Source organism: Elusimicrobiota bacterium, from assembly GCA_026388095.1.
In the GTDB taxonomy this organism is placed as follows: domain Bacteria; phylum Elusimicrobiota; class Elusimicrobia; order UBA1565; family UBA9628; genus UBA9628.
In genome coordinates, this window is record JAPLKL010000046.1 from 13,454 (window position 1) to 30,371 (window position 16,918).

The 16,918-nt window shown below is 67.1% G+C and carries 12 protein-coding genes; 9 read left to right on the top strand and 3 right to left on the bottom strand.

What is annotated here, in order from left to right; all coding sequences use genetic code 11:
- Positions 1-75: 75 nt before the first annotated feature.
- Positions 76-3,597 (bottom strand): hypothetical protein, encoded by a 3,522-nt coding sequence (locus tag NTY77_12120; protein ID MCX5796233.1) that lies wholly within the window; start codon positions 3,595-3,597, stop codon positions 76-78.
- 146 nt (positions 3,598-3,743) lie between these two features.
- On the opposite strand from NTY77_12120, the gene NTY77_12125 reads away from it, so the two are divergent.
- Positions 3,744-6,956, top strand: coding sequence for a PAS domain S-box protein (locus NTY77_12125; protein ID MCX5796234.1), 3,213 nt, complete (start codon positions 3,744-3,746; stop codon positions 6,954-6,956).
- Here NTY77_12125 and NTY77_12130 read toward each other — a convergent pair.
- On the bottom strand, positions 6,953-7,354 hold the full coding sequence (locus NTY77_12130; protein ID MCX5796235.1) for a response regulator: 402 nt from the start codon (positions 7,352-7,354) through the stop codon (positions 6,953-6,955). The two genes, NTY77_12125 and NTY77_12130, sit on opposite strands and share 4 nt — an antisense overlap.
- 33 nt (positions 7,355-7,387) lie before the next feature.
- Here NTY77_12130 and NTY77_12135 point away from each other — a divergent pair, with 33 nt between their 5' ends.
- The 8 genes from NTY77_12135 (at position 7,388) to NTY77_12170 (ending at position 15,145) form a co-directional block, all read left to right on the top strand.
- Positions 7,388-7,858 carry a M48 family metallopeptidase gene (locus tag NTY77_12135; GenBank protein MCX5796236.1) on the top strand — a complete coding sequence of 157 codons (471 nt, stop codon included), beginning with the start codon at positions 7,388-7,390 and terminating at the stop codon, positions 7,856-7,858.
- Between the two features lie 95 nt (positions 7,859-7,953).
- The gene (locus NTY77_12140; protein MCX5796237.1) at positions 7,954-8,640 is read left to right on the top strand and encodes a YkvA family protein; all 687 of its coding nucleotides are present in this window, start codon (positions 7,954-7,956) and stop codon (positions 8,638-8,640) included.
- Complete coding sequence (locus NTY77_12145; GenBank protein ID MCX5796238.1) at positions 8,637-9,914, top strand: BamA/TamA family outer membrane protein; 1,278 nt, start codon at positions 8,637-8,639, stop codon at positions 9,912-9,914. Before NTY77_12140 ends, NTY77_12145 begins: the two co-directional genes overlap by 4 nt.
- A 41-nt stretch (positions 9,915-9,955) precedes the next feature.
- On the top strand, positions 9,956-10,450 hold the full coding sequence (locus tag NTY77_12150; GenBank protein MCX5796239.1) for a hypothetical protein: 495 nt from the start codon (positions 9,956-9,958) through the stop codon (positions 10,448-10,450).
- Positions 10,451-10,494: 44 nt separating this feature from the next.
- Positions 10,495-11,880, top strand: coding sequence for a carbohydrate porin (locus NTY77_12155; GenBank protein ID MCX5796240.1), 1,386 nt, complete (start codon positions 10,495-10,497; stop codon positions 11,878-11,880).
- Positions 11,881-11,937: 57 nt separating this feature from the next.
- Positions 11,938-13,233 (top strand): CBS domain-containing protein, encoded by a 1,296-nt coding sequence (locus NTY77_12160; protein ID MCX5796241.1) that lies wholly within the window; start codon positions 11,938-11,940, stop codon positions 13,231-13,233.
- A complete protein-coding gene (locus tag NTY77_12165) occupies positions 13,230-14,534 on the top strand; it encodes an Nramp family divalent metal transporter (protein MCX5796242.1) in 1,305 nt (434 codons plus the stop codon). Before NTY77_12160 ends, NTY77_12165 begins: the two co-directional genes overlap by 4 nt.
- Positions 14,535-14,551: 17 nt before the next feature.
- Complete coding sequence (locus NTY77_12170) at positions 14,552-15,145, top strand: hypothetical protein (protein MCX5796243.1); 594 nt, start codon at positions 14,552-14,554, stop codon at positions 15,143-15,145.
- A 10-nt stretch (positions 15,146-15,155) separates the two neighbouring features.
- Here the strand turns inward: NTY77_12170 and NTY77_12175 are convergent, their stop codons facing one another.
- Positions 15,156-16,775, bottom strand: a complete 1,620-nt coding sequence (locus NTY77_12175; GenBank protein MCX5796244.1) for a hypothetical protein — start codon at positions 16,773-16,775, stop codon at positions 15,156-15,158.
- Positions 16,776-16,918 lie beyond the last annotated feature (143 nt).

Consider the following 16,918-nt stretch of genomic DNA (forward strand, 5'->3'; position numbering starts at 1 on the left):
GAATTCGGGGACACAATACTTAATTCCCCGGTCGGCGGCTGAGATAAGTATTGTGTCCCCGAATTAGGCCCCGAATTAGGAGGCTGAACCGCCGCCGCCTTTGCGGTAGCGCGCCTCAAGTTCGCGCAGGCGGACCTCGTACTGCTTCTGCAGGTTGACGCGGTCCTCGGCCAGCTTGCGCAGCTTCTCGTCGTGCGCCGCGGCGTACTCGATCTTGGCCAGGTTGAGCTCGTTGCGCAGCTCGTGCTCGAGCTTCTGGAAGTGCTTGGCCAGCTCCTCCTCCTTCTCCAGCAGGAGCTCGTTGACGCGGCTCTTGTCGGCTTCGAGCTGCTGGAACTTCTCCCGGAAGGTCCCGTCGAGCTCCTGGCTGCGCTTGTCGAAGGCGGCGCGCATGCCGTCGCGCTCAGCCGCCGTGGCGGCGTCGAGCGCCGTCTTGCGGCGGTCGAAGTCCTGCTCCAGTTCGCCCTTGCGCTCGGCCGTGGCGCGCTCCGCCTCCTGGATGCGCAGCTCGAGGGCCGCCTGCTTCTCGGCGAAGTCGGCGCGCAGGGCCGCCACCTCGCGCTCCACCAGGTCGCGCTTCTGCGCCGCGAAGGCGGTCTCCTTGCCCACGGACTCGGCCGTCATCTTCTTCTCGAACTCCATGTACTTGAGCTCCAGGGCCTCCTCGCGGGCGCGGTAGGAGGCGTCGAACTCGGTGCGGGCCTTGTAGATCTGGTCGTCGTAGGCGAGGATGAGGTTCTTCTCCTTCTGCATGAGGAGGTCCTCCATCTCCTTCTGGCGCGCGCGGATGGCCTCCTCGAGCATCTTCTCGCGCTGAGCGACCCCCAGCTCCATCTCGCGGCGGCGTTGGGCGATCTCGCGGTCGCGGGACTCCTCCCATTCCTTGCGCTCGCGGGCCAGGGCCTCGCGCTGGGCGGCCATCCATAGGTTCTCGCGCTCGCTCAGGGTCTCCTGCAGCGCCGCCTCGCGCTTGATCCAGGCCTCCTGGAAGCCGCTCTCGCCCGCGGCCAGCTCGGAGAGCCGCTCGTCGATGGTCTTCTTGAGCGCCGCCTCCTTCTGGCGGAACTTCTCCTGCAGCTCGGCCTCGCGGGTGCGGGACTCGATCATGAGCTGCAGGCGCAGGGCCTCGAGCTCCTCCTGCTGGCGGTGCCAGGCGTCCTCGACCTCCTTGGCCTTGCGGGCGGAGGCGGCCTCCACCTCCTTGACCCGGGAGGCGTATTTCTCCTCCAGCTCCTGGCGCATGGCCGTGAAGGCCGCCTCCTTCTGCCGGAAGCTCTGCTCCAGGCGCTCGCGGTCGGCGTTGAGCAGGCTCTCGCGCTGGCCGATCCACTCGCGCTCGCGCAGGTCCCAGGCGTCCTGCAGGGCCTTCTGCTCCCGGGCGAAGCGGTCGCGCAGCGAGGTCTCCTGGGCGGAGACGCGCTCCTCCAAGGCCGCTTTCTGCGCCGCGAGCTCGGCCTCATAGGCGGCCCGGTGCTGGCCCTCCTTGGCCGCGCCCTCGATCTTGAGCGCCGTCTCCTTGGCGAAATACTCGTCGCGCAGGGCCTTGGCCTGCATCGCGGCCGCCGACTCCGCCTCGGCCTTGAGGGCCGCGGACTGCGCCTGCAGAGCGGCACGCTCCTCGTCGAGAGCGGCGCGCTTGGCGGCGAGCTCGCGCTGCGCCTGCGCCGCCGCCTCCTCGCGCTCGCGGCGGCTCTCCTCCTCCCACTGGACCTGCAGGGCGCGCTGGCGGCCCTCGCAGGATTTCTCCAGCGCCGCGTACCGCGCCTCGAGCTGCCGGCGCTCCTCGGCCAGGCGCCGGCGCATCGCGTCGTCGAGCTCCTGGAGCCTCAGGTCGTACTGGGCCTGCAGGGCCGCGGACTCGGTCAGCGATTTCTCGGCCAGCTCCTTGCGCAGGCCGTCGTAGGCGTCGTCGTGGGCCTTGATGGCCTGGGACTGCTCCGAGGAAAGCGCTTGGCGCAGGGCCGCCTCGCGCGCCGCGGCGGACTGGGCCAGCTCCTTCTGCTCGCGCAGATACAGCTCCTGCAGGCGGCGGCGCTCGGCGTCGATCTCCGCCGAGAACTCCCCGCGGGCCCGGGCCAGGTCCGCGTGGTGCTCGGCCAGCAGGGCTTTCTCGCGCTCGGACCATTCGCCGCGCAGACGGGCCTCCAGGCCGGCCTCCCGGGCGGCCAGGGCCTCATCCTTGCGCCGATAGGAGGCTTCCAGGTCCGCCCGCTCGGCCTCGATGGACTTGCGGCTGGCCGCCAGGCTGTCGGCGAGCCGGCCTTGGTGGGAGGCCCATTGCGCCTTCTCCTTCTCGCTCCAGGCCGTCTGCATGTCCTCGAAGCGCTTGGCCAGCTCCTGCTGCTTGGCCCGGTAGGCGTCCTGGAGCTCGACCTGCTGGCGGAAGATCTCCTCCTCCTTCTTCTGGCAGGCCGCCTGCTGCGCCTCCAGCTTGGCCAGGAGCGCCGCCTCGCGCTCGGAGGTGGCGCGCTGGAGACCGTCGCGCTCCAGCTCGAGTTGCGCCCTCCCCTTGGAGAGGACCGACTCCAGCTCCTTCTGGCGCTGCGCGATGAGCTCCTTCTCCCGGAGCTGCAGGGCCTCCTGCTGGGCCTGGTACTTGGCGGCGAGCTCCTGGGCGCGGCCCTCGTAGTGCCTGAGCACGTCCCGGTGGCGCTCGGCGGTCTCGGCCTCCAGGCGGGTCTCCTTGACGCGGAAGTTCTCCTCTTGGAAGCGGCGCTCGGCCTCGAGCTTCTCCTGCAGGCGCCCCCATTCGGCCTCGTGCTTGCGGCTGTAGGACTGCTCCAGCTCCTCCAGGCGGCGGGAATGCTCGGCCGCGAGCTTGCCCCGCTGCGCCTCGAGCGCGTCCTCCTGGCTCTTGAGGCGGGCCTCGTGGTCGGCGAGCTTGGCCTGGAGCTTGCCTTCCAGGGCCGCCTCCTCGCGGGCCATGACCTCGCGGTCGTGCTTGAGCAGGTCCTCCTCGTATTTCTCGTAGCGGCGCCGGAACTCCATCTCCTTGGCCTTGATCTGCTCGTCGAGGAGCCGCTGCTGGCCCTCCAGGTCGCGCTCCCGGGAGCGGACGAGGTCGGCCTGGATGTTGAGGCGCTCCAGGAGCGACTGCTTGGTCTCCTCCAGCGCCTTCTCCTGGTGCCGCAGGACGGACTGCATCTCGCGCTCGCCGTCGGCGCGGGCGGTCTTGACCGCGTCGATGACCTCGCGGCGCAGCGTCCCGAGCTGGGCCTCCTTGTCGGCCAGCTCGCGCTTGAGGGCGTCGATCTGGAGCTGGAGCTGGTCGCGCTCGTCCTTGACCCGCGCGTCCTCCTCGCGGCGCACCTCCAGGCGCAGCTCCTCGCGCAGCTGGAGCTCCATCTTGCCGTGGTCCTGGACCGCGGCTTCCCAGACATGGATGGTCTCTTTCCAGCGCTTGACCGCCTCCTCCTTCCGGGAGACCTCCTCGGAGAGCTTCCGGACATCCTGGGCGGCCTGCGCTTTGTCGGCGCGCAGCGTGGAGAGCTCCGCCTCCATCTTGCGGATGCGCTCCAGGGCCCAGCGCAGGGCCAGGCGGGCGGTCTCCAGGTCGTTGACCGCGGCGGTATCGAAGAATTCCTTGTCCTGGTCCATGGCGGCTTCAGGATAATGACAGGAGGATGTTACATTTTCAAGAACGGTGCGCGGATGCGGTCGGTTGCCTGCTCAGTTCCTTTTATGGAAGAATGTAGTATCACCGTGACGGCATAAGCCTCCAATTCCGGTCTTCGGCCTGCGACATGGACAACGACACCCAGCAGCGCGACGCGGCGGGAGCCGGTCTCCTGGCCAGCGTCGCCTCCGCCGCCCATACCTTGCTCACCTCGGCCAACTTCGACCAGGCCGTCATGCGCGCGGTCGACTCCGTGGGGCGCGCCCTGGACGTGGACCGCATCTGCGTCTTCGAGATGCATCCGCATCCTCAGACCGAGGAAGCCTTGGTCAGCCGGAGCCATGAGTGGCGCCGGGACCCGGCCCTGTCCGAGCCCACCCCCATCCAGGATATCTCGCTGCAGGGCAACCTCCCGCGCTGGCACGCGGCCCTCTCCGCCGGGAACTCCCTCGAGGGCATGGTGCGGGAGATGCCGCCGGCCGAGCGGGCTTTCCTCGAGCCCTTGGGCAGCAAGTCCATCCTGGTCGTGCCCATCATCATCCAGGAGCGCTGGGCGGGCTTCCTCTGCTTCCACGACTGCCGCCGCGAGCGGGGCTGGAGCGGCGACGAGAAGTCCATCCTGCGCACCATGGCGGCGTGCGTGGGCGGCACCTTGGCGCGCCGCCAGGCCGACCAGGCCACCCGGGCCTCGGTGCGCAAGTACCGCAGCCTCTTCGAGACCAGCCGCGACGGCATCGTCATAGCCGACATGGAGGGCCGCATCGAGGACGCCAACCGGGCCTTCCTGGAGATGACGGGCTACGGCTTCGATGAGCTCTCGGGCCGGACCTACCAGCAGCTGACCCCGGTGCGCTGGGCCAAGCTCGACGGCGACGTGCTCGGCGAGCAGGTGCTCAAGCGGGGCTACTGCGACGAGTACGAGAAGGAGTACATCCGGCGCGACGGGGCGGTCATCCCGGTCACGGTGCGCATCTGGCTGGTGCGCGACGAGCAGGGCCGGCCCTCGCGCATGTGGCGCATCACGCGCGACATCTCCGAGCGCCGCCGGATGGAGGAGTCCCTGCGCGCCAGCGAGCGCCAGCTGCGCACCATGGTCGACAAGCTGCCCGTCGGCGTGTGGCTGACCGACGCCCAGGGCAAGATCGTCCTGTGCAACCAGGCCGGGGAAGGCATCTGGGGCGGGGTCCGCTTCTCCGGCATCGAGCAGTACGGCCAGTACCCGTCCTGGTGGCACGGCACCGGGCGGCGCATGCAGCCGCACGAATGGGCGCCGGTGCGGGCCCTCTCGCGCGGCGAGACCTACGTCAACGAGATCATCGACATCGAGACCTCGGACGGCCGGCGCAAGACCATCTCCCACTCCGCCATCCCGGTGCGCGACGACGCCAACCAGATCACCGGCATCGTGGTCATCAACGAGGACATCACCGAGCGCAAGCGCGCCGAGTCGCGCCTGCGCGACAGCGAGGAGCGCCACCGCCGCATCACCCAGGCGCTCTCCGACTACGTCTACACCGTCCATGTCGAGGACGGCCGGGCCGTGTCCACCGAGCACGGCGCGGCCTGCGAGGCGGTCACCGGCTACACCCGCGACGACTTCGCCTCCAACCCCTACCTCTGGCTGCGCATGGTGGTGGAGGCGGACAAGGCCGCGGTGCTGGAGCAGGGCCGGCGCCTGCTGGCCGGGGAGAAGCCGGGGCCCTTCGAGCACCGCATCGTGCGCAAGGACGGCCAGACCCGCTGGGTGCGCAACACCTCGGTGCCCCACTTCGACCCTCAGGGCAAGCTGCTCTACTACGACGGGGTCATCCAGGACATCACGGACCGCAAGGAGGCCGACGACGCCCTGCGTCTGACCCAGTTCGCCATGGACCACTGCGCCATCCCCGTGTTCTGGATCGGGCCTTCGGGCCGCTTCCTCTACGCCAACGAGGCCGCGGCGCTGTCCTTGGGCTATCCCCGCGAGCAGCTCCTCTATCTGGGCATGCCGGACATCAACCCCGACTTCCCGCTGGACCGCTGGTCCGCGCACTGGGCGGAGCTCAAGCGCGCGAAGGTCCTGCGCTGGGAGGGGCGCGCCTGCAGGCAGGACGGCCGGGTCTTCCCGGTCGAGATCACGGCCAACTACCTGGAGTTCAACGGGCGCGAGTACGACTTCACCTTCGTGCGCGACATCGGCGAGCAGCGGCAGGCCCAGGACTCGGTGCGGGAATCCCGGGAGATGCTCCGCCTGGTCCTCGACCACATCCCCCAGCGGGTGTTCTGGAAGGGGCGCGATTTCCGCTATCTCGGCTGCAACCGGCCCTTCCTCCAGGACGCCGGTCTCAAGGACGCCGGTGATATCCTGGGCAAGGAGGACACGGAGCTGTCGTGGAAGGAGAAGGCGGCGGCCTACCGCGTCGACGACCAGGCCGTGATGGACCAGGACCGGCCCAGGCTCGACTGCGAGGAGTCCCAGCCGGCCGCGGGCCGCGAGCCCCGCTGGATCAAGCTCAGCAAGCTGCCTCTGCACGACAAGGACGGCAAGGTCATCGCCGTGCTGGGCACCTATGAGGACGTGACCGAGCGCCGGCGGGCCGAGGGCGCCCTGCGGGAGTCGGAGACCAAGTACCGCATCGTGGCGGACAACACCCGCGATTGGGAGTTCTGGTTCGCGCCCTCGGGGGAGTTCCTCTACGTCTCGCCTTCCTGTCAGCAAGTCACCGGCCGCGCGCCGCAGGAGTTCCTGTCGGACCCCGGCCTGCTGCTCAGCATCATCCACCCCGAGGATCGGCCGGGGTTCCAGAGCCACCGCAATGAGGCGGTGGAGCACCGGACACCGGGCGAGCTCGAGTTCCGCATCGTCCTGCCCGACGGCACCCAGCGCTGGATCGGCCATGTCTGCCAGCCCGTGTTCGACGCGGAGGGTCGTTTCCTAGGCACGCGCGGCAGCAACCGCGACATCACCGAGCGCAAGACGGACGAGGAATCGCTGCGCTTCAGCCAGTTCGCGGTGGACAACTGCTCCATCCCGGCCCATTGGGTGGATCCCCAGGGGCGCTTCCAGTACGTCAACGACGCGGCCTGCCGGGCCTTGGGCTACACCCGCGCGGAGCTCCTGGCTTTGTCGGTCTGGGACGTGGACGCGGGCATGAAGGCCGAGGCCTGGGACGGTTTCTGGAAGAAGCTGCGCGAGCAGCGCAGCCTGATGCTGGAGACGCGCGAACGCGCCAAGGACGGCCGCGTCTACCCGGTGGAGGTCGCCTGCAGCTATCTGGAGCATGGCGGTCGGGAGCGCTGCTTCGCCTTCGTGCAGGATATCACCGAGCGCAAGCGCTCGGAAGAGAGCCAGGGCAGCTAGGTCCCGGGGGGGGCCTTCGCGGCCGTGACCCGGAGGACGGCTTCCCGGAGCTGCCTCGGGTCGAAAGGCTTCTCGAAGAAGCCCGCCACCGAAGGCACGGACTCGAACGGCAGGCGCATGTCGTCCTTGGCCGTGACCACGAGGATGGGCAAGGACGCCGTGCGCGGGCAGTTCTTGATGGCGATGGCCGCGGTGTAGCCGTCCATGATGGGCATCATCACATCCAGGATCACGACGTCGGGCAGGGCCGCGGCCTCGTCAACGGGGTCCACGCCCAGTGCGCGCAGGGCTTCCTGGCCGTTCTTGGCCGCGGAGACCGCATGCCCGGATTTCTCCAGGATGAACGTCAGCAGGGCCACGATGGGGTCTTCGTCGTCGACGACGAGTATCTTGGCCACGGCGCATAATTTATATCATATTCGCCGGAGCCTATGGACACCAACGCGGCGACAGGCCTAGTGCGGGAGGTGCGCGGCTTCCTGGCCGGTCTGCGCCTGGAACTGCCTGAAGTGTTCCGGAAGCCTCCTGCGGCCCCGGTCCCTCCCCAGGTCCGGCAGCGCCTTGCCGGGCCGGCGGATCCGGTGCGCGAGCTTTTTGAGTCGCGGGTGAGGCACTGGAGCGCGGCGATGTCGGTCGCGCCCAAGCGCGTCTTCCTCAAGAACCAGAGGACGCTCTGGGGCAGTTGCTCCACGCGCGGCAACCTCAACTTCAATCGGGTGCTGGCGCACGCCCCGGCCGAGATCGTGGACTACGTGGTCATCCACGAGCTGGCGCACCTCAAGGAGATGAACCACTCCCGCCGCTTCTGGGCCGTGGTCGAAGCGTGGTGCCCGGAGCAGAAGCAGCGCCGCCGCTGGCTGCGCCGGAACGTCTCATTGCTGAAGCGCCCGGCGTTCCGCTGAGACCCGCAGCGGCGCGCCCTCTCCGCGGGCGGGCCTTGACAGCCAGACAGTCCGAAGTTAACATTTGGGAAGTCCACATTTGTTGATCACTCGCCATGCGCTATGCCCGACTGTTGAGCGCGCTGGACAGGGCAGGCCTCTCCCCGGAGAGAGCCGCGCGAGAGCTCGGGGTGTCAGGCATGACGCTGCGGCGGTGGCGCGACAAGCCTAGAAACGAGCAGCTCCCTGAGATATACCGTTTGGCGATCGCGCCGCTCTTGCGCCGGCTCGTCGGCGAAGGCATCCTGCATCCCGAAGACCCCGATGTGGTCGCGGCTTTTGTCTCCGCGGAAGACCCTTTCCAGAAAACCCTCCGGGATTTCGGGATCACGAACGAGGCCCTGCGGTCCCCCGGCGAGAGCCGGGACGTCGTCGCCAAGGGCTTGGCACGGATCGGCGAGAACGAACACCGTCAGGACCAAGTCCGGAACTCCGGCCGGATGCTCGCGCATTTCAAGGCCATGGGAGAGGAATGGCGCGGCCGCATCGACGATCTCATGCTGGCCCTACGTTCTCACGAAATCGCTATCCTTGATAAGTTCGTCGCTTTCGGCGCCCTATTCTACCTCATCACTCCCTTCGACCAGATCCCGGACTACATCCCCGTCATCGGCCTCAGCGACGATTTCATTGTGCTGGGCATCGCCGTCCTTTATTACCATCGGCGTTTTCCGCATCTTTTTCGTGGTCGAGCGCGGAAACAAGACAAAGGCGATGGCCTAAGCCAATCAAAAAGGATTTGAAGCTTCTATTCCTTCTGTCCATGCTGGCCGCGCCGCCCGCCAGGGCATCCACACCTCCCATCGCTCCCCAGCCGGAGCGGTCTACCCAGGCGGACGAGTTGCCCGCTATGGTCAAATTGGTCATGCGGCCGACCAAGGGCGGCATGTTCCTCTATTTGCCTTCAATAGACACCGATCCCAACAGCGGCGTGACGGCCGGCATCATGCCGGTCTGGGTGGTGATGGCCGCATCGGATACGGTGCGGCGCATCTATGTGACCAATCTGACCTACAATCCTCACTTCGGCGTCACCGCAGGCTGCGAGGTGTTCTCTTTCCTCTCGTCGCGGAGCAATCTCCATACCGACTTATCGTTTTCGCAGTACTGGAACCGCGAAGTGAGCGCCGCTTACAGCACGGTGATCCCCTTCAAAAGGGAGGTGGACTTCCACGGACACGTCGAGTACTCGCGGGACGGGTCCAAGCGCTTCTTCGGATTCGGCCCCAACAGCGCCAAAAGCGGGGAATCCAACTATACTCTCGACACGATCAATTACCGCGTGTCGGGGTCGGTCCCCTTGAGGGAAGGATCCCCGTTCAACGCCGGAGTCATGCATGCATTCATGGCGAACAAGGTGGGCGGGTCGTTCCCGGGAATCCCGGACACCATAGCGCTCTATCCCACGGTGGTTCAGGATGTCGCCCAGCGCCACCACAACGTCTCTTTCCGCGGTTTTCTCAACTATGATACGCGCGACAGCCCCGTCACGACCTCCCGCGGCACCTATGCCGAGACCTTCATCGGCATGGGCGACAAGAGCCTTTTCAGCCAGTACGATTACTATCGCTACGGCATGGAGCTCAAGCACTTCCGGCCCACGATCGGCGAGGACGAGCGGGAGCCCAGATTCATATCGGCCAGCCGCGTCCGTTTCGAGAACTTGGTGGGCACGGTGCCTTTCTGGCTGATGCCGAATCTGGGCGGGAAATACAGCCATCGCGGCTATGGCGAGGGCCGGTATATCGACCAAGGGATGTTCATGATCGAAGGCGAACAGCGCTGCCGGCTCCATGCCATGAGGATATCCGGGGTCATGACCTCCTTCTGGCTGGACCCTTTCTTGGGCGTCGGCACGGTGTTCCCGGAACTCGACCTCATGCAGGCCAAGTACTTCCATCCGGTCGTGGGCGCGGCCCTGCGGGTCGTGGGCCGCCCGCAGATCGTCGGCTCGGCTGATTTCGGCTACGGGCAGGAAGGGCTCAAGGTGTTCTTGGACATTGATTACTCCTTCTAGCTCTCGCGGCCTTCAATTGACAGACAGAAAGGAGGAAAACGATGGGTGACCAGCTTCAAGAGCAAAGGGGTATCAGCGATAAGCACCACGAAAAGGTCGAGGCCGCCAAAGCCTCTCCCCACGTGCACGTCCCGCGGCTGATCACCAGCCAACATGGCCATGCGCACGTGCACGGCACGGGAACCGTCGGGCGATTCAACAACAGGCTCGCCGTGCTGATCACGCAGAGCGTGGGCACCATGTGGGCAGCGTACCTCTTTTTCCTCATCGCTTTGGTGTCGATGCCGCAGGCGTGGGCCGCCTTCATCAAGGGCGACACGGTCACCGGCGTGTCGTGGCTGAGCCAGTCCTTCCTCCAGTTGGTGCTTCTGCCCATCATCATCGTCGGACAGAACGTCATCTCGGCCAGCCAGGACGCCCGCGCGGAGGCCGATCACCTGACCCTGACCGCGCTGCATGCGATCAATATCCGCCAGCTGGCGATTCTGGAGCAGCAGCAGAAGATCCTGGACTTGCTGCACCAAAAGAAGGCCTAGGGAGGATACCGGCGATTGAGCCGCTTTTGATATCATCAGCGGGCATGGGTGAGACGGAGAATGGATATCGCCGGATAGGCCGCCTCGTGGTCCGCATCATCTTGGCGGCCGGCTTCCTCCTTCCCGGCCGGGCCTTCGGGCAGATGATCGCGAAAGCGGCGCCGGTCCCGGAAGCGCCGACCGCTGTCCTGCCTGAGACGGCCTCGCGCTACAGCATCCATTTCCAGACCACGCTCATCGACCAGGGCCACGCCCGTTTCACGGCTCCCTACACCGGCAAGAATAGCCTCCGGCCCGAACCGGAGAGCGCCAACTCGGTCACCGCCACGCTGTTCCTGGGCCTGCGCCTGCTGCCGGGCACGGAACTCTACCTCGATCCGGAGATGTCGGGCGGCCGCGGCATGAGCGGGGCGCGCGGCGTGGCCGGCTCCGGCAACGGGGAGACCTACCGCATCGGCGACGCCCAGCCGGTCATCTCCACCGCCCGCCTCTACCTGCGCCAGACCTTCGGTTTCGGGGCCGAGACCGAGACGCTCGCAGACGGCCCGAACCAGGTCGCGGGACCGGCCGCCGCCCACCGCCTGATGCTGCAGGCGGGCAAGTTCAGCGTGGCCGACAACTTCGACTGCAACGCCTACGCGACCGACCCGCGCACGCAGTTCATGAACTGGTCGCTGATGAGCTCCGGGGCCTGGGACTTCCCGGCCGACACCCGCGGCTACACCTGGGGGCTGCTGGCCGAATACCACGCCCCGGATTGGGCCTTGCGCGGCGCGGCCGTGGCGGAGCCCAAGGAGGCCAACATGCTGGACATGGACCGGCGCATCGGCCGCGCGCACGGTCTGGCCATCGAGGGCCAGCATGCCCTCCGCTTCGGGGAGCGCAAGGGCACGGCGCGCCTGCTCGCCTTCTACAACCAGGCGCATATGGGCAACTACGACGAGTCGCTGGCTCAAGCCGGCACTCCCGACGTGACCCTGACGCGCGCCTACGGCCGCAGCAAGTGGGGGCTGGCCTCCAGCGACGACCTGGAGTTGACCGGCCATCTGGGCGCTTTCATGCGCCTGAGCTGGAACGACGGCCGCAACGAGACCTGGGCCTTCACGGAGATCGACGCCTCTCAGGCGCTCGGCATCGAATTCAAGCCCGCGGATTGGGGACGGCCGCGCGATCGCTGGGGCCTGGGAGCGGTGGTCAACGAGCTTTCGGGACCGCACCGGCGCTACCTGGCCGCGGGCGGCTTGGGCGCCATCATCGGTGATGGGGGGCTTCACTACGGCCCGGAGATGATCCTGGAGACTTATTACAGCTGGCAGGTCCTCAAGGCCCTGGCGGTGAGCCCGGACGCCCAGTTCATGGTCAACCCCGGCTACAACCGCTCCCGCGGCCCGGTGCCGGTCTGGGGATTGCGCGTCCACGCCGAGTTCTAGAAGGGGGCCGGCCGGGAAAATCCGCAGGGCTTCATAATTTTGTAGAACAGTTGGGCCATGTCGGGCTACCCCAGCAACTTCACCTACCTCTCCTACATCATCGGCATCCCGGTGATCGACGCCGCCAGCGGCCGCCAGGTGGGGCGCGTGGTCGACATGGCCGCGGGCCTGCGCGAGATGTTCCCCCGCATCTCCGGCGCCATGATCTCGCGGGGGGGCTGGAACGGAGCGCGGGCCTACCTGCCCTGGAAGAACGTCAAGTCCTTGGAGCTGCGCAAGGCCTTGGTCGCCGAGGGCGCGGCCGAGGCCTTCGCCCAGGAGCCCAAGCTGGGCGAAAACGAGATCCTCATCAAGGAGACCTTCTGGGACAAGCAGATCGTGGACATCCACGGCTGCAAGGTCGTGCGGGTCAACGACCTGCATCTGCTGCGCGAGGACCAGAACCTCTGGGTCGTGCACATGGACGTGGGCATCCCGGGGCTGCTGCGCCGGCTGGGCTGCTTCGGGCCGTGCGACTGGCTCTTCAAGCTGGTCTTCTCGGTCCCGATGCGGGAGAAGTTCATCTCCTGGAAGTTCGTCCAGCCCATCACTTCCACCATCGGCAGCGACGCGTTGGCCCTGAAGGTCCACCACTCCAAGCTCTCCGAGCTGCATCCCGCGGACCTGGCCGAGATCTTCATCGACCTGGGCACCGACGAGCGCCTGCTCATCCTGCAGTCTCTCGACGACGCCACGGCCGCGCAGGCCTTCCAGGAGATGCCGCTGTCGGCGCGCGTGCAGATGGCCGAGACCATCCCGGAGGGGCGCCTGGCCGGACTGGTCGACGGCATGGCCATGGACGAGGTCGTGGACCTCGTGGCCCAACTGCCCAAGAAGAAGAAGGACGCCCTGCTGCGCCGCTTGCCCGCGGAGAAGGTCGCGCAGGTGAAGGGCCTCTTGGAGGTGTCCCGCCGCGTGGCCGGCAGCATCATGAACACCGCATTCCTCTCCGTTCGGCGCGACGCCACCGCGGCCCAGGTCCTGGAGCAGGTCAAGGCTGAGGCCAAGCGCGTGGAGTCGATCTACCACACCTACGTGCTCGACGAGAACGACGAGCTGGTGGGCGTGGTCACCTTGCGCCAGCTCCTGACCGCGCCTGCCGACGCGCCGGTGGCCGGGTTCATGCGCAAGCGCGTGGTGCGGGTCGCGCTGGACACCAACATCAAGGACGTGGCCGACATCTTCCTAAAGTACGACTTCACCGTGCTGCCCGTCGTGGACCGCCGCGGCCGGGTCCAGGGCACCATCACCATGAAGGACTCCGTGGAAGCCGTCTTCCAGCAGGTGCGCAGCGAGGCCGAGGTGGTGAAATGAGCGAGGCCGCGGCGCCCGGCCTGGCCAAGGGCTTCTTCGAGCGGCTCAAGGAGCGGCCGGCCCTGCGCAACCTGTTCATCTTCCTGAGCATACTCGGCCCCGGCATCATCACGGGCAGCGTGGACAACGACGCGGGCGGCATCACCACCTATTCCGTGGCCGGAGCCCTGTACGGCTACAACCTCATCTGGACCCTCATCCCTTCCTTCGTGGCCCTGTTCGTGGTTCAGGAGATGAACGCGCGCATGGGCATCGTGACGGGCAAGGGCCTGGCCGACCTCATCCGCGAGAACTTCGGCGTCAAGATCACCTTCTTCATCTTCATCGGCCTGCTGATCGCGGACATCGGCAACACCGCCACCGAGTTCGCGGGCGTGGCCGGCAGCATGTCCATCTTCGGCATCAGCAAGTACCTCTCCGTGCCCTTGGCCGCGGCGGGGGTCTGGATCATGGTGGTCAAGGGGGATTATAAGGTCGCGGAGCGCATCTTCCTGGTCTTCAGCGTGTGCCTCTTCTCCTACATCGTCTCCGCGGTCCTGGCCAAGCCGGACTGGCACGCGGTGGCGAGGAGTTCCCTCCACCCGCAGATGCATCTCGACAGCGACTACCTGAGCATGACCTTGGGCATCATCGGAACCACCATCGCGCCCTGGATGCAGTTCTACATGCAGTCCTCGGTCATCGAGAAACGGCTCAAGATCGAGGAATACCGCTACGTGATCTGGGACGTCCTGCTGGGCTGCGTGGCCACCGTGGTGGTGGCCTTCTTCATCATCGTGGCCTGCGCGGCCACTTTGCACGTCAACGGGGTCAAGATCAACGAGGCGGCGGACGCGGCCATGTCGCTCAAGCCTTTCGCCGGGCCTTTCGCCTCTGAACTCTTCGCCTTCGGCCTTTTCGTGGCATCGGTCTTCTCCGCCACCATCCTGCCTCTGGCCACGGCCTTCTATGTCTGCGAGGCCTTCGGCTTCGAGGCCGGCATCAACAAGAAGATCCACGAGGCTCCGCAGTTCTACGCCCTGTTCACCTTCATCATGGCCGTGGCCGTGGGCATCATCCTGCTGCCCCACGCGCCCTTGATCGCAATCACCATCTGGACCCAGGTCCTCAACGCCATGCTCCTGCCTGTGGTGCTCATCTCCATGATCCTCATGGTCAACAGCCCGAAGATCATGGGCGAGCATGTGAACAACCGCTTCCAGAACTGGGTGGGCTGGATCACCACCGTGATCCTCCTCGGGTTGACCGTCATGCTGCTCATCCAGCCGGCTCTGCCCATCCTCAAGAAGCTTTTCGGATAACGTCCGAGGGCTCCGGCATGATCTTCAAGCTCATACCTCTGCTGTTCGGGGCCTACTTCACCTACGCGGGCCTGGGCTCCTTGGCTTTGGCCGCGTTCGGCGCGCGCGCAGACGCCCTGGTCGACGAGACCGTGATCAAGACCGTAAAGGAAGTCCCGGCCGCGGACGGCACGGCCCCGACCTATGTGATGCGGACCAAGGTCTCCTACCACTTCGAAGTCTGCCCGAAGCATCCTCAGGCACCCGAAGGCCTCTGCGCCACGGCCGAGGGCTCGGACACCTGGATCCTGCGCACCCCTTACTCGGTCCTGGCGCACGACAAGGGCTACGCCGTGCCCGTGGTCTTCCTGAGCTTCGCTCCGGGGCTCAACGCGGTGCGCCAGCCCAAGCATCTCGTCGTCTACGGCCTGCTGGAGCTCCTGCTGGGCCTGGCCATCGTGGTCTTCGAGGTCCAGGTCCTGCGGCGGGAGCGGCGTGAACGGCTGGCCGGCGCCGGCGACGCGCCCCTCCCGTCGGCCGAGCCCCAGGACTCGTGGCGCGAGCTGGAGAAGCCCATCGTCTCGGGCGGATCAAGACCGCCGGGGCCGGACGAGGACATCCGGCCGTCTTAGGCTCGGCGGGTCAGTGCGGCGGCGGGTAGGGCCGCGGGACCGTGGGCACGGTCTGCCACTGGGAACGGTCCAGCGGCGCGCGGTGGAAGTAGTCCACGACCCCGCCGGCCGCGTCGCGGCCGAACGCGCGGCTCGACGGGATCTGCGGCAGGCGCACCCAGACCACCGCCAGCAGGTCCTCGGCCAGAGACTTCTCGAAGGGGGAAAGCTGCCGGCCGAGAAGCTCCGCGTCATAGGCGCCGGCCAGGCTCAGCACGTCGCCGCCCAGGCTGTCGAAAGCCGCGCGGGGAAAGAGGTGCGTCGGCTCTTGGCGCAGGGACTCGTAGATGGCCTTGCCCGCCTCCTTGTCCTGGAGCCCAACCACCCCGGAGAGCAGCTTCGCCACGAGCACCGGCGTCTTGCCCTGCTCGGGGAAGTTCCAGCCCGCCTGGCGCAGGGGGTCCACGATCATGGCCGTGCAGGGGTTGGTGGTGCGGTCGTACTTGATCTCGTGGGAGTAGTACTTGGCGTAGAGGCCCTTGAAGCCCTCCTGCAGCTGCAGGGGCAGGCGCTGGTCCTTCATGACCAGCACCAGCATATCGGTCGGCCGGTACCAGCTCTGGCCGCTGTTGAGGTCGGTCATGTACTTGTCCATCGGGACCATGCTCGCGATGATGCCCTTCTCGCTGACCGAATCCATGCTGTAGAAATTGTCGAACATCCAATCGGCCATGCTCCCGCCGGCGGGGAAGCGGCCCGTGAACATGCTGAAGTGGCCGGCCAGAGACTCGTCGTCGTCGCCCTGGCCGCCGTTGAGCATGAAGCCCATCACCGGCTGGCCTTCCCAGCCGCGGCCCGCCCCCGGCTTCTCCCAGAGCAGCTTGGTCTGGAACGGCTTGCGCGCGCCGCCATCGTCCGCGCCCACCAAAGCGTCGATGTCGGCCTTGTTCCTGGCGTCGGCCGAGGGCAGTCTCGCGGGGTCGATGCGGAAATCCTCGGGCCAGATGGTGCGCGCGACCAAGGAGCGCACCCCGCCGCGCTCCACGTACTCGCCGCGGATGCGTACGGTGCGCCCCTGGTAGAAAGCCAGGCTGGAGGCGTCGAAGTAGGAGCGGTTGGAGCCGATCTGGGCCGTGAGGTCGAACGGCAGCACGCTGCCGTCCTTGAGGCGCACGGTGCGGCCGTCCGCGGAGATGGCCGCGCCCTCCACCATCTCATGCGAGCCGATCCAGACCATGGCGGGCGGGCCGGCCTTGGGCGTGGCGATGACGTCGTCCAATAGATACCATTTGCCCTCGACCGGGCCGCGGCAGGTCTCGCAGCGGCCGGTGCCCAGCACGAAATCATCCTCAGGATAGAGCCCCACGTACCCGGAGCTGATGCCTCGGGCTGATTCCGGCAGCGTCGCAGCCGGGGCGGCGGAGGCCTGAGGCTGCTTTTTTGGCGCAGCCGGAGCGAGGACGGCGGCTGGACGCGCTCGATAAGGAGGAACGACCACGGCCTGAGCGGCGAAAGGAGCGAAGCGCGAGCCGTCGAAGACCGCGGCGGCCGCGGCCCTCGCGTCGAGGAGGTTGCCGAGCGCCTGTTCGAGCGCCGCGGCGGGCAGAGCCGAGCTGACGCAGAGCCAGCCGAAGAGGAGGAGTCTTTTCACGACCCTCCGATTATATCAGTCATTCTCGCAAGAGGCCTGGGCCCGGGTGCCCAGGGCGGGGCGGGACTTTAGGCCCGTCCGGCGGCTTTCGGTTGCGGACGAGCTGGCAGGCCGCTGATAAAGTCCGTTCTGCGAGCGCCCGG